Origin of the sequence: Pantoea sp. OXWO6B1, assembly GCF_001641135.1 — a bacterium.
Classification (GTDB): Bacteria; Pseudomonadota; Gammaproteobacteria; order Enterobacterales; family Enterobacteriaceae; genus Pantoea; species Pantoea allii.
In genome coordinates this window covers 2,348,979-2,364,182 of the sequence record NZ_LWLR01000001.1, presented here as the reverse complement: position 1 = coordinate 2,364,182, position 15,204 = coordinate 2,348,979, and the positions used below count along the sequence as shown (strand labels likewise).

The window sequence follows — 15,204 nt, the reverse complement described above, 5'->3', positions numbered from 1 at the left end:
CGAATCGAATCCTCAAAAGGGTTGGCGTTTCGGAAGATCAGTCTGACAGTAACGATTGTAAAAGTCTTATGAATTTTTTTGGCGTTATTTTCTGCTTAACTAAATAAAAAATGTTAATCATTGCCAGAACATCGCAGGTTCGTGCCATGATTAGCAGGTATCGGGTTTATTTTTAAAGGATGACATTGTGGCAGTGCGGCATTTCTTTATGGTTCTGATGGTGGTTTGCATCTGGGCCTTTAATAACGTGGCAGTAAAATGGGGATTAGTTGAGTTACCGCCGTTGTTTCTCACGTGGATGCGTTTTGCGGTGGTGGCGATTGTGCTCGTCCCGTTTTGCCGTATTAACCGTCAGCAGCTGCCCTGGTTAGTGCTGCTGGCCTTCACGTTTGGTTTTATGCATTTCTCACTGCTGTTTGTCGGCATGCGTTATACCGATGCCGGAACGGGTGCCATTGTGGTGCAGTTGGGTACGCCGATTGCCATGCTGTTGGCGATGGTGGTGCTGAAAGAGAAGCTGCGGCTGATTCAGCTGATCGGCATTATGATCTCGCTCAGTGGCGTGGTGGTGCTGTCCGGTAGCCCGACCATTCCTGCCTGGTGGGTGCTGTGTATACTGCTGTGCAGCGCCACCGGCTGGGCCATCAGCAACCTGATTGTGAAAAAATCGCCGCCGATTAAGCCTCTGACGCTGACAGGGTGGATCGCCTTCCTTGCCCTGCCGATTGTTGGTGCCGCCAGCTTTATGCTGGAGTCCAATCAGCTCTATGCGCTGCAACATGCGGGCTGGCGCGGCTGGTTTGCCATTCTCTATAGTGCTATCGCCTCCTCGGTTGTGGCGTACACCTTATGGTATGCGTTGCTGAAGAAATACAACGTTAACCTGATCATGCCCTACTCGCTGCTAACGCCGGTTCTCGCGGTATTAATGGGCATCGTGGTGTTGGGTGACAGCCTGAACAGCTTCAAAATCATTGGTGCCTCGCTGGTCATCCTGGGAACCACCATTGCGGTGATTAACCTGCGCAATCTGCGAATGCACGCCCGGTTCCCGCGCCTGCGACGCCGTTAGTTCAGGCTGCTATGCTTCAGAGAAGGTGTTAACTCTGGAGCCTGTTGCATGAATACGTTGACCAGCTCGCTGTGGCAGCAGATGTGGCAAGGATTGCATGGCAATCATGCGCCGCAGCCGCTGCCCTTATTGACCGATCCCGCCACTTTTTCTTCCGCTTATGCCGTCAGTGAACTGGCGGCGACCAGCCTGGGCTTAGCCATGCAGGGCGTGGCCGATCTGCTTAACCGTCCTGCCCGCGCACAGGTTAACGTCCGGCTGGCATCCCGCTGGTTTCAGCACAGCTTTATGCCGCTTAATCGCAGTGCGCCCGCACTGTGGGACCCTTTTGCGGGGGATTACGCCTGTCAAAACGGCTGGATTCGCCTGCATACCAATGCTCCCCATCATCGCCTGGCAATGGAAAGTATCCTTGGCCGTCACCCGGACCGGACGGCGCTGGCGCGTGAAGTGGCTCACTGGCAGGCCGCCGAACTGGAACAGGCGGTGATTGAGGCCGGCGGTTGCGCGGCGGAAATGCGCAGCGCCGACGCATGGCAGCAGCATCCGCAGGGGATGGCCGTCATACATGAACCGCTGTTCGCCCGACAACCCCTGGCCGACGGTCCCGCCGTCGAGTGGGCATTGCCCGAGGCGCGCCCGTTACTCGGCATTAACGTCCTGGATCTGACGCGCATTATTGCCGGTCCGGTGGCGACGCGGTTTCTTGCCAGCCTGGGCGCAAACGTCTTACGGATCGATCCGCCCGGCTGGCAAGAGCCTGGAGTGGACGAGGAGCTGTCCTGCGGCAAACGTCGGGCCGTGCTGGATTTAAAACAGCCTGCCGACCGGGCGCAGTTTGTCTGGTTGCTGAAACAAGCGGATGTGATTGTGCACGGCTACCGCGCCGACGCACTGGAAAAGCTGGGATTAGATGCGGAATCGCGACAGGCGCTCTGCCCCGGCCTGGTCGACGTCAGTTTAAACGCCTGGGGCTGGCAGGGACCGTGGCGTAACCGGCGCGGTTTCGACAGTCTGGTGCAGATGGGTTGTGGCATTGCCGAACAGGGAATGCGATGGAAACAGCATGATGCGCCGCTACCGCTTCCGGTACAGGCGCTGGATCATGCCACCGGCTACCTGATGGCCGCCGCAGTGCTGGCGGGACTGCGCCAGCGACTCCAGCACGGCAACGGCAGTCAGATGCGCCTGTCGCTGGCGCGCACCGCCTGGCTACTTGAGCAGCACCGCTACGGCGCGAACGCGCAGCAGACCGGCATTACGCCGCAGCGCAGGGACAATCAGCCCTGTTTAGAGCTGACGCCGTGGGGCATTGGTATCAGGTTGCGATCCGCCGCCTGGCTGCCTGGCACCACATTACAGTGCGCCACGCCAGGAAGCCCGCCGGGTACGCATCCGGCGCAATGGTGAATCAGGCGTCGTCGCCCTGCTCGCTGGCGCTTTCCACCAGCTCATCGTACATGGCCTGAATCGCCTCACGGCTCAGTAGCGCCAGGGTACGATAAAACGCCGTGGTGGCATGGGCTTCAACTTTGCCGAGAAACGCGCCGCACCATGGCATAAGGTACTCGTCAAACAGCGCCAGCTGGGCCGCGTTTTCATCCGCTGCCGACTGATCTTCCAGCCATGACGCCGCCAGCAACAGGCCACCAAAGTGGTCGGCCGGTGCATCACCCAGCGGCATGCCGCGCGCGGTCAAAAACGCGCGGATGTCGGACTCCGGCTTTCCTTCCGGCCAGTCAGACGCAAACGGCGACACCTTGCAGTCGCTGCCCACAAACAGGGCATCGTAGTCTGCCGCCAGCGCCTGCGGATCGCTGTTTTGCTGTAAGCGCGTCAACAGCTCATCCTGCTCCAGCGGCCACTGCGCCGCCAGTTTACCTTCACGAATCAGCGTAAACAGCGGGGCCAGCAGCGCATCCTGCGGATGGCGGTTAAACAGCGAACCGATAATACGGCACAGAATGGAAAACTCATTCATGCATCAACATTCCTTGAGGGAGAGAAATTAAAAGTCCGCCAGCTCGGCGATAGGTTTGCCGGTACGCATTGCCAGAAAGTCCAGCAGGCGGCGCGGCGTGACATTTAACACGCGATCTTCGGGAAAATCCACTTCTCTGGCGATGCGCAGGCAGTGCTCGAAGTTGCCGAGGGTCATGTTACAGGCATTTCTAACATCGCGGTGTATGAATCAACGGGGGAGTTGCACAAGCTATCAGGCAGCCGGTGAACTACTGAAACTCATTATTCCTTATGCTCTCCCCTGACTTTACCGAGGAAATAAGCAGCACCATAGCCGATGATAAAAGCGCCAAAGAAGCCGCACAGTTTCAAAGCCAAGCTATCAAAAATATACAGTGAAGCAAGCGCTAAAAAACTCATAATAATTGTAATAGTACCCTCGAGAAGATGCGCCGAGAGTTTACCCAGCCATTTTACAAATTTCATTATTGATCCTTTTGCACGTCTGAGAATGGCTGCTGATAAAATCGAGATAGGGTTTTAGTTGATCTTCAACGACGAAGTAGATCATATCAAGCCCTTGCGGCTGTACCTTCCAGTACATAGAACTATAATGATTCGCCATACGTCTGCTTGCTAAGGCAGCTTCCTCAATTAGCCTTTGCCATAAGGCGGTGCTGACAGAGAAACTGATACCATAACGAAACAATGATTTGTAAGCGTAAGTACTGCGAGCGTTTTTGACGATTGCCATTGTTAATGCCTGAGATACAGCTAATTGACCGCCCATTCTCCCACCAATACGTCCCGCACCGTAGGCCAACTGATTGTGAACGGCTTCTTTACCCTGCTCATCAAGTTTGTCGTAGAACTCAGTGATAACTATGGTTACAAGTCGACGAAGGGGTTCTTCATTGCTGGCAAGTGATTTTACCACGTAATAGAACCGATCGTTCTCACGTTCGTTACGCAACTTACGGTCATAACCCAACGCACCTGTATTTATATAGGTGCGTTTAGCTCCATAATATGCACTCTGAGGAATTTACTTAATACTGTCCCATATACCATGAGCAATCATTTTAGCGTCCATATCTTCAACCTTCAGTTGAGCAATGATTAATCTTATCTGATATATCGGAACGTTTTCAAACCGGTGTAAATTGCGGTTTGGCAATATCGTCGGGGCAACGTGTCAACTAAACGGGAAGCAAGTCACGAGAACGATAAAGCGCGATAGTAACCTTGCAGTGTTGGTGCAAAACACCACTCTCCACGGCTATATATATTCGTTAAAAAAGCTATTCCCCTCCTTTATCTGTCACAGGCTGGCTCTTAAACCTTAGCGTCGTCAGATGCCGGGCGGCTAAAAAACAATCAGCCTGTAACTCAGTTAACTTAACGCCGAGAATATGCCTTCATGAATGAGCATCCAACAATACGGCACAGAATGAAAAACGCATTCATGCATCAACATTCCTTGAGGAAGCGAAGTTAAAAGTCCGCCAATTCCGGGATCGGTTTGCCGGTACGCATTGCCAGAAAGTCCAGCAGACGGCGCGGCGTGACATTTAACACGCGTTCCTCCGGAAAATCCACTTCTCTGGCGATGCGCAGGCAGTGCTCGAAGTTGCCGAGGGTGAAGGCCGTGTGGGAATCCGAGCCAAACGCCAGCCGCCCGCCCGCTTTGCCGACTGCCTCGGCAATCGCCCGACAGTTGGGTTCACTGCCGGGACGGGAATGGGTAAAGGAGGAGTTGTTGAGCTCCAGCGCCACATCGTAGTGCGCGGCGGCTTCGGTAATGGCGGGAATGTCGACGGGATATTTTGGGTTGCCGGGATGGCTGATGATGTGAACCAGTCCACCCGCCATGGCGGCAATCATCGCCTCGGTATTCTGCGTCAGATCGCGCGGGGCATAAACCGGTTCGTGAAAGCCCGCGACAATCAAATCCAGCGATTCCAGCATCGGTCCGGAGCAGTCAATCTCGCCCTGCTGGTTCTTAATATTGGCCTCGATACCGCGCAGAATCGCCACGCCATCAATGATCCGAGGCCAGATGCGCATATTGACGAAATGCCAGTAGTGCGGTGCATCGGCCATGTCCGGGCCGTGATCGGTAATGGCAAACAGCTTCAGGCCATTTAATTTAGCCTGCGCCACATAGTCATGCAGCGTGCTGTAGGCGTGGGTACTGGCAACCGTGTGCATATGGAGATCTACCGGATACATTATCTGCTCCTGCAAAAAGCCGGTTAAGGCATCAGTGATTAATAGCCACGCTGGCGATCGACGTAGCCCTGAGGATGTCCACCCGCTTCGAGCTGAACGATGGCACGGGCAATAAAGTCCATCGCTTCTTCTTTCAGCGTGACCGCCGCATTATGAGGCGTAATTGTTACGCGCGGATGGAACCATAAGGGATGATCGGCAGGCAGCGGCTCGGTCTGAAACACATCCAGTGCGGCGCCCTTCAGCTGTCCGCTATCAAGGGCGGCGAGTAAATCCGCTTCCACCACCTGATCCCCACGGGCGAGGTTAAGGAAAAACGCCCCCTGCGGCAACTGCTGTAACAGCTTATGATCAATCAAATTGCGCGTTTCCGCTGTGCTGGGCAGCAGGTTGATCAGCACCCGGGTTTCACGCAAAAAATCATCCCGCGCCGCCGGTCCGGCAAAGCTGGTCACGCCGGGGATCTGCTTCGCAGAGCGGCTCCAGACGCGCAGCGGAAATCCAAGGGCGCTAAGACTTTCGGCGACCTGCTGCCCAAGCACGCCTGCGCCTAAAATGCCGATGTGAAAGGTTTCACGCGGATATGACGGCAAAGGCTGCCACTGCGCCGACTGCTGCTGCTGTTGATAGTCGTCAAAGCGTCGGAACCAGCCTAATACGCGGCACAGTGCGTACTCCTGCATTTGCCGCGCCATGCCGGTGTCTTCCAGCCGATAGAGCGGGACGTTGTCCGTCAGCATATCCGGGTACTGCTGCAGTTGACGCAAGATCTCATCCACACCCGCGCCAAGGGCAAACACGCCCTTCAGATCGTGGTGGCCGCGCAGCATCTCTGGCGGCGGCGAGCGCACCAGCGCATAGTCTGCCGGGGCGTTATCCCCTGGAGCCCACAGGCGCACGCGGGCCTGGGGCAAACGTTGCTGCAGGCCATGTATCCAGTCCGGTGCGCTCTGCGACGGATGAAACCAGACGATCTCCATACTGCTCTCCTTTTATTTCAGCTTCGGATAAATGTGCACAAGGGCAAGCGGTGCCCTGTAAAAGCATCTTTTTTCTAACATACCGCAAATAAATAATTCCTGCCGCTTCACATTTCCGTCGCACTGAAGGGTGAAAATTGCGGTTAAGGTCTAAAGTTGTTGGGTGGTCAATGCGTTACACAGGGCCGCATTTCGGACAAGGAGAAACACCGATGATGAACACTGAGGTAAAAACGAATAAACGGCCTCAACGCCATGCACCCATTCTGCTTAGCGTGCTACTGAGCGCCAGCGTATTCAGCACCTGGGCAGCAGAGGATTCCCGATTACTGAACACGCAACCGCAGCCGCCGGATGTCCGTTTAGGGCCGCTGTTTAATGCCGTGCAACAGGCAAAATTCTACCCCGATCAAAAAACCTTTGCCGACGCGGTACCTAAGTACGATCCCTCGTCAATTCTCGCCGACTGGCAGATGCAGAAAAACCAGCGCGGCTTCGATTTAAAACGTTTTGTCGCAGCAAATTTCACCCTGCCCACCGATGGCGATAAATATGTGCCACCAGCAGGCCAGAACCTGCGCGACCATATTAATGGCCTGTGGCCGGTGTTAACGCGTACCACCAACAGCGTGGGAAAATATGACTCCCTGCTGTCGCTGCCTAAACCTTATGTGGTGCCGGGCGGGCGATTCCGTGAGGTCTATTACTGGGACAGCTATTTCACCATGCTGGGCCTGGCAGAAAGCGGCCACTGGGACAAAGTGCAGGATATGGTCGATAACTTTGCTTCCCTGCTGGATCGCTATGGCCACATTCCTAATGGCAACCGGACTTACTACCTGAGCCGGTCACAACCGCCGTTCTTTAGCCTGATGGTTGACCTGCTGGCAACGCATGAGGGCGACAAAGCCTACACGCGCTATTTGCCCCAGTTGCAAAAAGAGTACGACTACTGGATGGCAGACAGCGACAGCGTTGCGGCGGGCAACGCCAGCAAACGGGTGATCAAGCTGGCCGACGGCACGCTGTTAAATCGCTACTGGGATGCGCGCGACGTTCCGCGCACGGAATCCTGGATGGATGATATTACGACGGCGAATAAAGCCCCGCAGCGTAACAAGGCAGAGATGTACCGCGAACTGCGTGCCGGTGCCGCCTCGGGCTGGGACTTCAGTTCACGCTGGTTTACCGACGCGCACAATCTTTCCACCATCCGCACGACACAGCTGGCACCGGTGGATCTCAACAGCCTGATGTTCCATCTGGAAAAAACCCTGTCCACCGCTTACCGCCTGAACAAGCAGGACGATCGGGCGAGGTTTTTTGCTGACCGGGCAGAGAAACGTCAGGCGGCGATCAACCGTTACCTGTGGGACAGCAAACAGGGCTGGTACGCGGACTATGACTGGAAGAAACGCCAGATCCATCCACAGCTCACCGCTGCCACGCTGTTTCCGCTCTATATGCAGATCGCCAGTGATAAACAGGCTGACAGCACCGCCAGCGCAGTGGAAAAACAGCTGCTGAAACCGGGCGGTCTGGTGACCACCACGGTGAACAACGGTCAACAGTGGGATGCGCCTAATGGCTGGGCTCCGCTGCAGTGGGTTGCGGTAGAAGGCCTGGAGCACTATAAAAAGCCCCAGCTTGCACAGCAGGTTGGCTTACGTTTCCTGCGTAACGTACAGCTGACCTATGACAAGGAACATAAGCTGGTCGAAAAATATGTGGTGGAGGGCGCGAACCTGGGCGGCGGTGGCGGCGGTGAATATCCGTTGCAGGATGGCTTTGGCTGGACCAACGGCGTCACCCTGAAACTGCTGGATAAATATTGCCCGAAAGATAAAACCTGTAACAGCGCACACGATATTCCCGAGGCGCAAAGCAACGCGAAGTAACCGATAGCTGACCTTCGCCACGATAAAAAAAGGCCCGCAGTCACCTGCGGGCCCTTTTTTACGTCAAGTTCTGCGTTAACTGCGCACTTTGCGGTAGATAAACAGCACAACGATGGCGCCAATTACCGCGACAACGAAGCTACCGAAGTTGAACCCGTCCACACGGCCAAAGCCGAAGAAGGTACTGATCCAACCACCGACTACGGCACCGATAATACCCAGAATCACGGTAATGATGAAGCCACCACCATCTTTACCTGGCATGATCCACTTCGCCAGGATACCGGCGATTAAACCAAAGATGATCCATGAAATAATACCCATCCGTTACTCCTTCCTTTTGTTAGTCAATGGCGATCGCCTGATTAATCAAGCGGTTCACTGCGCATAGTATAGACATGTTTTTTAAAAATGTAGCGCAAGCAGGTAATGATAGTGGTTATTGTGTTAAAGCTTTATTATTCTCCGCCGATAACGTACGGGTAGTAACAGGATAATTACATGAAAAAGCGTTGCTCATCTGGAGCCAGCAAGTGAAAGAAAACGATAAAGAACAGTACCTGAAACGTGGCACGCTGGCCGTGCTTGGCGTGATGAAGGACCTGCTTCAGTTACAAACACCTTTGCTGGTGAATTTTTCACGCGGGCAGTTTATTAGCCGTATGCTCGCTGCCGATGAAACACGTATCGTTTTTGATCTGGGGAGCAATAACCTGGATAACGACTACGCGCTGCACTGCAATGAAATCACGATTTTTGCCGAAACCCACGGTGCCAAAATTGAATTCGCCCTGGGAACACTGGAAAAAACCGACTTTGAGGGACTGCCTGCTTTTCAGGCCGCCCTGCCGGACGTCCTTTGGCAAATCCAGCGTCGGGAATTTTTCCGTATCAGCGCCCCGATGGACCCGGAGTTTTGGTGCCATTGCCAGTGGCCTGATGGCTCGCCGGCTCGCCTGCGCTTGCAAGATCTGTCCCTGGGCGGGATTGGCGTGCTGGTCGAAGAGACAATGCCGGAGGGGCTAAAAAGCGGGGATGATTTTAGCAGCCTGCAGGTCGAACTGGGTGAATTCGGTCAGTTCAACGTCAGCGCTAAGCTGATGCATATTGGCGAGCGCAGCATTATTACCAATAAAAATGAGACGAAAGTAACCCCTCGCCTGAGTTTCCGTTTTACCGCGCTTGAACCCCATCAGGAACGGCAGTTACAGCAAATTATTTTTGCCTTAGAGCGCCAGGCGCGCGACAAAGCACAACGCTTCCAGTAACCCGCGATTCACCCTGCGCCGCACACCGGCGGCGCATCCAGGCTATGCTTTCCCTTGCTTTCTCGTTTAACCGGAACCAGCAAGGAGAACATCCCCAATGGAAAACTGGCTCAATTCGCGTCATTTTCAGTCAATTTTTTTCAATCAAACGCTCTGGATCAACAGCGCTGTCGTCATCGTTGCCACCCTGGTCATTTACTGGTTGCTGCGCAGCCTGATTCGTTTTACCTCTAACCGTATTGCCCACTACAGCGAAGCACGCCACGTCCGTTTTACCGGCATTCTGGTCGAGATCTTACGCAGCACCAGCCAGTTGCTGCTGCTGATTTTTTCCCTGCTCATTGCCCTGCGCTTTATCGATTTACCCGACGCCTGGCGCGCCACGATCTCTCACAGTTGGTTTCTGGCCTTGATTGTGCAGATCACCCTGTGGATCGACGGCGGTATTCGTCTGTGGTTAAAAAGCCTGCTGCGCGATCCGCTGCATGTGCGCAACCCTGTCACCACCGTGATTCTGGGGATTTTGCTGCGCATGCTGGTGTGGGTGATGATGCTGTTGGCCATTTTGTCGAACATGGGCATCGACATTACGGCGCTGGTTGCCAGTCTGGGCGTGGGCGGTATTGCTATTGCCCTGGCGATTCAGACGGTACTGAGTGACGTGTTTGCCTCGCTGGCGATTGGTTTCGACAAGCCTTTTGAACACGGTGATTTTATTGTGTTTGGCGACATCGCCGGGACAATTGAACATATTGGCCTGAAAACCACGCGACTGCGCAGCCTGAGCGGCGAACAGATTGTCTGTTCAAATACCATTCTTCTGCAGCAAACGATCCATAACTACAAGCGCATGCAGCAACGCCGCATCGTGTTTAAGTTTGGTATCAGCTATGCCACCTCTTCTGAGCAGGTGCGCGAGATCAGCGAGCTGGTGAAAACCATCATTCAGGGCATTGAGATGACGCGCTTCGACCGCGCGCATTTTCTGGCGTTTGATGATTCAAAGCTGACGTTCGAAGTGGTCTATTTTGTGTTGAGTGCCGACTATAACCAGTACATGGATATTCAGCAGGAAATCAACCTGCAGCTGATGGCGGCACTCGAAGAACGCAATGTGCGCTTTGCCTTCCCTATCCGTCAGGTCGAATTCAGCGGGGGCAGTTTGCCGCCGGTCGATCTCAAGCCGGTTCCCGATGATGACGCGGCCCAGCTACGCCGCGCGAATCGTTAAGCGCCGGGACGAACGGAGGATCGCGGCACGCTGTCCGATCCTCCGCCCTTACCCAGGCTGATAGCGACAGCGGGCGACGGCCTGAAGCCAGCCCTGATAGCTGTCCTGCATTTTCTGCGCCAGCTGCGGGCGCGGCATCACGACGTTACCGCCCTGTAATGCCTGCATATCACCGCCCTGCTGCCACCATCCCAGCTGTTTACCTGCCAGCAGTGCCGCCCCCAGCGCCGACGCTTCAGCGGTGGGCGCGCAATGCAGCGGACGCTGCAGAACGTCAGCCTGAAACTGCATCAGCCAGCGGTTTTGTGTCGCACTGCCGTCGACGCACAGCGCAGGCAGCGGCTCACCGCTCGCCTTTTCCATGGCGAAAAAGACATCGGCAATTTGCCAGGTAATCGACTCCAGCGCCACCCGCGCCAGCACTGCCGGGGTCGCCGCATCGGTGAGGCCACAGAGCATACCGCGGGCTTTTAAATCCCACCAGGGCGCGCCCAGTCCGGACAGTGCCGGGACAAAATAGCAGCCCTGATTATCATCACAGCTTTCGGCCAACGCCGTTAACTGCTGTGGGTCCGTCACACCCAGCATTTTTCCCAGCCAGGCCGCGCCTGAGCCGGTGTGGGTAATATTGCCTTCAAACGCAAAGCGCGGTTGCCCGTCGTGCCACGCCACGGTAGTGCTGAGGCCATTGTCGGTCAGGATTGGCGTTGCCATTGACATCATGAGCGAGGAGCCGGTGCCATAGGTTGCCTTGACCACTTCGGCCTCGCCACGCCGCTGGGCATAGAGCGCCGCGTGGGAGTCGCCAATACGTGCCAGAATTGGGGTGCCTGGCGTCAGACCGGCCATATCGGTTAAGGCGACGACGCCTGCATGACCGGCTGACGCGCTAATCTGTGGCAGCGCGGCGCGCGGCAGACTGAACAGGGACAACAGTTCATCATCCCAGTCGTTACTATGCAGACTGTAAAGCTGCGTGCGTGCCGCATTCGCATGGTCGGTGACGAAGCTTTCTCCTGCCGTCAGTTGCCAGGTCAGCCAGCTGTCCACTGTGCCAATGCATAATTCGCCCGCCGCTGCTCTGGCGAAGCCATCAGGCAAGGACACCAGCATACCGGTCAGCTTGGCGGCAGGAAACATGGGATCGACCGCCAGTCCGGTCAAGGCGGTAATCGTCGCGGCGCGGCCTGACAGATGAAGATCGCGGCAAAACGCTTCCGAACGTCGGTCCTGCCAGCTTACCAGCGGGGTTAACGGCACGCCGTCGCGGCGCTGCCAGATCAAAACGGATTCGCGCTGATTACTGAGGGCGATCGCCGCCACCGGCGATCCGGCGCACTGGGCCAGGCAGTCGGTTATCGCCTGCCTGACCGCCTGCCAGATAGCCATCGGGTCCTGCTCGGCCAGGCCGGGCTGCGGGTGCAGCAGCGTCAGGCCCTGACTGCCCCGCGCCACCACCTTTCCCTGCCGATCCACCGCCACCGCTTTAGCGTTGGTAGTGCCTTCATCGATAGCAAGAATCACCGGCTCATGCATCGTCAGCCTCCTGTGCAGAGGCGCAACGCCTGGGCCGCTACGCTGCTGGCGTCAATGCCATGACAGGCCCGGGTTGAGGCGCGATCGCCCGCTATGGCGTACTCCCCATCGGCAATGCCCAGGCGCAGCAGCCTGACCGCTAAACCATTTTCAGCCAGTACCTCTGCAACCAGGCTGCCCACGCCGCCATTCACGTTATGCTCTTCAACCGTAATCACCGCACGGTAGTGGCTCAGCAGATTATGTAACTGCTGAGTATCACAGGGACGAATGGAAGGCACGGCGATCACCGCGGCGGAAACGCCCTGCGTTTTCAGTTGCTCTGCTGCGGTAACGGCTTCGTGTACCGTCGAGCCCATGGCAACAAGGGCGATGTCATGGCCTTCGCGCAGCACATCGATCTTGCCGGGTTCAAAGCGGTAATCCTCAGCGTGGAGCTGCGGCAATGCTTTTCCATCCAGCCGGATGTAAACCGGCCCGACGTGATCAAGGGCATAGTCGATGATTTGGCGGCACTCCACCGGACAGGAAGGCGCGTAAATTTCAATATTGCCAAACCCGCGCAGGATGGCGATATCGTCAATACTGTGGTGCGTGCTGGCAAGTGGGCCATAGCTGGTCCCCGCATTCAGCCCAAACAGCTTGACGTTGGTATTGTTATAACAGACGTCGATCTTCACCTGTTCGTTGGCGCGCGAGATCAGAAACGGCGCGGCGTTGCAGGTCACGGCCACTTTTCCGCCCAGCGCCAGACCGGCAGCCGTGCCCACCAGCGCCTGCTCGGCGATACCTACGTTGACTAACCGGCCGGGAAAGGCCTTGATGAACGGCGCAATTTTGGCCGTTGAGGTGGAGTCAGCCACCACAGGAACCACATCGATACCGCGTTCAACGGCCGCCATCAGTGCCTCTACCATCACCTCAGCCAGATGTTGTGCATTACTCATCGTTTAACTCCTCCAGTGCCCGGTCGATTTCTTCCCCCTTGGGCACCCGGTGGTGCCATTCAGCTTTGCCCTGAATAAAGGAGATGCCAAAACCTTTTTCCGTGTGCGCGATAATCACCTGCGGCTTGCCATTTACCGCTGGTTGTTCCAGGGCGCTGACCACCGACGCCATGTCATTGCCGTTGCATTCACTGACCGCCAGGCCAAAGGCGCGCCATTTCTCTGCCAGCGGGTCGGTATTCATAATGTCACGTGTCGATCCCGCCAGCTGTAGCTTGTTTTTGTCGTTAATCACAATCAGGTTATCCAGCCCGTAATGGGCAGCGACCAGCGCGGCTTCCCAGTTACTGCCTTCTGCCAGCTCGCCGTCGCCGGTGACGACAAAAATACGCCGCCGACTGTTGCTCTTCTTCGCCGCCAGCGCAATGCCCACAGCCACGGGCAATCCATGTCCCAGCGCACCGGTGTTGAGCTCCACGCCGGGCGTTTTTTGCCGCACCGGATGCCCCGGTAAAGCCGAATTCGCCTGTTGATAGGTTGCCAGCCAGTCCAGTGGAAAATAACCGGCCTCCGCCAGCACGCAGTAATACCCGCCTACCGCGTGCCCTTTTGACTGAATGTAGATATCACGCTCGTCATCTTTCATACGGTCTGGTGCGCAGTTAAGGATGCGGAAGTAGAGCGCGGTCAGGATCTCCACCTGCGACAGGTCGGCCCCGGTATGGCCGCCTGCCGGGCTGCCGGCATTAAGCTGAATAATGCGACGGCGCACTGACCGCGCCCGTTTTTCAAGCTCATCTACTGAAAGCGTAAAAGGATTCATATCTCACCTTTTGAATTTTAAGTCGACACCGAATATATATTCAGACTGGGCGCAAAACGCCCATCGCTGACAGCGAACACATGCACCGATCAGCGCGATCGGAGCTGTCAGGTGAATATCCTTTCCCTTTATGAATATATATTCAATAATGATTTTATATTCATTGCCACTATGCGCTTTGCGGTCAGTCACGTCTACGGATGAAGTGATAAAAAGCGAAAAGGATCACAAATTGCCGTGGATTGTGATTTTCACGCGAGTGGTTAACAATGACGGCCAGGACACGAGAGGAAAAACTGATGGCGAAACAGGATGAACAGCGGCTCATGGTAAAAATTGCCACGCTTTACTATGTCGAAGGCAAGAAGCAGTCCGACATTGCACAGTTACTCAAGCTGTCTCAATCGTTTGTGTCGCGCATCCTGAACCGCAGCGTGAAAGAAGGCGTGGTTAAAATCAGCGTCGTTCCCCCCGCCAATGTCTTTCCGGAACTGGAAAAAGCCCTGGAGCAACGTTATCAACTGCCGCAGGCCATCGTGGTGGACGTGCCTGAACACGCCTCCGCCGGAGAGATCAAACAGGCGATTGGTTCGGCGGCGGCCCACTATCTGGAAACCCGGGTGCGCGCGGATGAACTCATTGGCATCTCCTCATGGAGCGGCACCATTCGCTGTATGGTGGACGCCTTGCATCCCCTTAATACCTCATGTAAAGGCGTGATTCAGTTGCTGGGCGGCGTGGGTGCCAACGGAAACGTGCAGGCCACGATACTGACGCAAAACCTTGCTGCACTGCTGAATTGCCCGGCCTGGCTGCTGCCCTCTCAGTCGATTGAGCACTCAGTGACAGACCGCCAGCGACTGGCCGCCAATGCGGACGTCGCCGAGGTGCTGAATAAATTTAATGAGGTGGATTTAGCCATTGTCGGGATTGGCGATCTTGAACCCTCTGCGCTGCTGCGTAATTCGGGTAACTATTACGATGCGACCATGTTACGTACTTTGGCCGGGCGCGGGGCAGTCGGCGATATTTGTCTCCACTACTTCGATGAGCAAGGTCAGCCTGTACTGGATGCCGATGAAGATCCGGTAATTGGTATGGAACTGGAACAGGTCCGACAGTGTGCGCAGGTTGTGGCGCTGGCGGGCGGTAAAGAGAAGGCGCAGGCGATTCGCGGGGCGCTGCGTGGCGGCTATGTGAATGTGCTTATCGTGGATTACCCTACCGCAAGGCTGCTGACAGCTTAACGGTTCTC

15 protein-coding genes and 1 pseudogene are annotated in these 15,204 nt (G+C 55.7%); 6 read left to right on the top strand and 10 right to left on the bottom strand.

The window, feature by feature from the left end; all coding sequences use genetic code 11:
• Positions 1 to 187: 187 nt before the first annotated feature.
• On the top strand, positions 188 to 1,072 hold the full coding sequence (locus A6A26_RS13255; protein ID WP_063879159.1) for a DMT family transporter: 885 nt from the start codon (positions 188 to 190) through the stop codon (positions 1,070 to 1,072).
• Between the two features lie 48 nt (positions 1,073 to 1,120).
• Positions 1,121 to 2,482, top strand: coding sequence for a CoA transferase (locus A6A26_RS13250; protein ID WP_063879158.1), 1,362 nt, complete (start codon positions 1,121 to 1,123; stop codon positions 2,480 to 2,482).
• 1 nt (position 2,483) lies between these two features.
• Here A6A26_RS13250 and A6A26_RS13245 read toward each other — a convergent pair whose 3' ends face one another.
• The 6 genes and pseudogenes from A6A26_RS13245 to ghrA form a co-directional block, all read right to left on the bottom strand.
• Positions 2,484 to 3,053: a TorD/DmsD family molecular chaperone gene (locus tag A6A26_RS13245; protein ID WP_063879157.1), complete on the bottom strand. Its 570-nt coding sequence runs from the start codon at positions 3,051 to 3,053 to the stop codon at positions 2,484 to 2,486.
• A gap of 27 nt (positions 3,054 to 3,080) precedes the next feature.
• Positions 3,081 to 3,227, bottom strand: a pseudogene (locus A6A26_RS13240) (phosphatase); the annotation flags it as partial.
• Between the two features lie 89 nt (positions 3,228 to 3,316).
• Positions 3,317 to 3,520, bottom strand: coding sequence for a hypothetical protein (locus tag A6A26_RS13235; RefSeq protein WP_063879155.1), 204 nt, complete (start codon positions 3,518 to 3,520; stop codon positions 3,317 to 3,319).
• A complete protein-coding gene (locus tag A6A26_RS13230; RefSeq protein ID WP_063879154.1) occupies positions 3,495 to 4,025 on the bottom strand; it encodes a hypothetical protein in 531 nt (176 codons plus the stop codon). Before A6A26_RS13230 ends, A6A26_RS13235 begins: the two co-directional genes overlap by 26 nt.
• A 503-nt stretch (positions 4,026 to 4,528) precedes the next feature.
• Positions 4,529 to 5,266, bottom strand: coding sequence for a phosphatase (locus A6A26_RS13225; protein ID WP_063879153.1), 738 nt, complete (start codon positions 5,264 to 5,266; stop codon positions 4,529 to 4,531).
• A 38-nt stretch (positions 5,267 to 5,304) separates the two neighbouring features.
• Positions 5,305 to 6,246, bottom strand: coding sequence for a glyoxylate/hydroxypyruvate reductase GhrA (ghrA, locus tag A6A26_RS13220; protein WP_063879152.1), 942 nt, complete (start codon positions 6,244 to 6,246; stop codon positions 5,305 to 5,307).
• Between the two features lie 212 nt (positions 6,247 to 6,458).
• Here ghrA and treA point away from each other — a divergent pair, with 212 nt between their 5' ends.
• A complete protein-coding gene (gene treA, locus A6A26_RS13215; protein WP_063879151.1) occupies positions 6,459 to 8,144 on the top strand; it encodes an alpha,alpha-trehalase TreA in 1,686 nt (561 codons plus the stop codon).
• A 75-nt stretch (positions 8,145 to 8,219) separates the two neighbouring features.
• Here the strand turns inward: treA and A6A26_RS13210 are convergent, their stop codons facing one another.
• Positions 8,220 to 8,468 (bottom strand): GlsB/YeaQ/YmgE family stress response membrane protein, encoded by a 249-nt coding sequence (locus A6A26_RS13210; RefSeq protein WP_063879150.1) that lies wholly within the window; start codon positions 8,466 to 8,468, stop codon positions 8,220 to 8,222.
• Positions 8,469 to 8,677: 209 nt separating this feature from the next.
• Here A6A26_RS13210 and A6A26_RS13205 point away from each other — a divergent pair, with 209 nt between their 5' ends.
• Complete coding sequence (locus A6A26_RS13205; RefSeq protein WP_063879149.1) at positions 8,678 to 9,412, top strand: flagellar brake protein; 735 nt, start codon at positions 8,678 to 8,680, stop codon at positions 9,410 to 9,412.
• 97 nt (positions 9,413 to 9,509) lie between these two features.
• Positions 9,510 to 10,643, top strand: a complete 1,134-nt coding sequence (locus A6A26_RS13200) for a mechanosensitive ion channel family protein (protein WP_063879148.1) — start codon at positions 9,510 to 9,512, stop codon at positions 10,641 to 10,643.
• A 48-nt stretch (positions 10,644 to 10,691) separates the two neighbouring features.
• On the opposite strand, the gene A6A26_RS13195 is transcribed toward A6A26_RS13200, so the two are convergent.
• The 3 genes from A6A26_RS13195 to A6A26_RS13185 are packed head-to-tail and all read right to left on the bottom strand — an operon-like array spanning position 10,692 to position 13,949.
• Positions 10,692 to 12,179 (bottom strand): FGGY family carbohydrate kinase, encoded by a 1,488-nt coding sequence (locus A6A26_RS13195; protein WP_063879147.1) that lies wholly within the window; start codon positions 12,177 to 12,179, stop codon positions 10,692 to 10,694.
• A 2-nt stretch (positions 12,180 to 12,181) separates the two neighbouring features.
• Complete coding sequence (locus A6A26_RS13190) at positions 12,182 to 13,126, bottom strand: transketolase family protein (protein ID WP_063879146.1); 945 nt, start codon at positions 13,124 to 13,126, stop codon at positions 12,182 to 12,184.
• Positions 13,119 to 13,949 carry a transketolase gene (locus tag A6A26_RS13185; RefSeq protein WP_063879145.1) on the bottom strand — a complete coding sequence of 277 codons (831 nt, stop codon included), beginning with the start codon at positions 13,947 to 13,949 and terminating at the stop codon, positions 13,119 to 13,121. Before A6A26_RS13185 ends, A6A26_RS13190 begins: the two co-directional genes overlap by 8 nt.
• Positions 13,950 to 14,248: 299 nt before the next feature.
• Between A6A26_RS13185 and A6A26_RS13180 the strand changes: the two genes are divergently transcribed.
• Entirely contained in the window at positions 14,249 to 15,196 is a 948-nt protein-coding gene (locus A6A26_RS13180; protein ID WP_063879144.1) for a sugar-binding transcriptional regulator, read from the top strand.
• Positions 15,197 to 15,204: the final 8 nt, after the last annotated feature.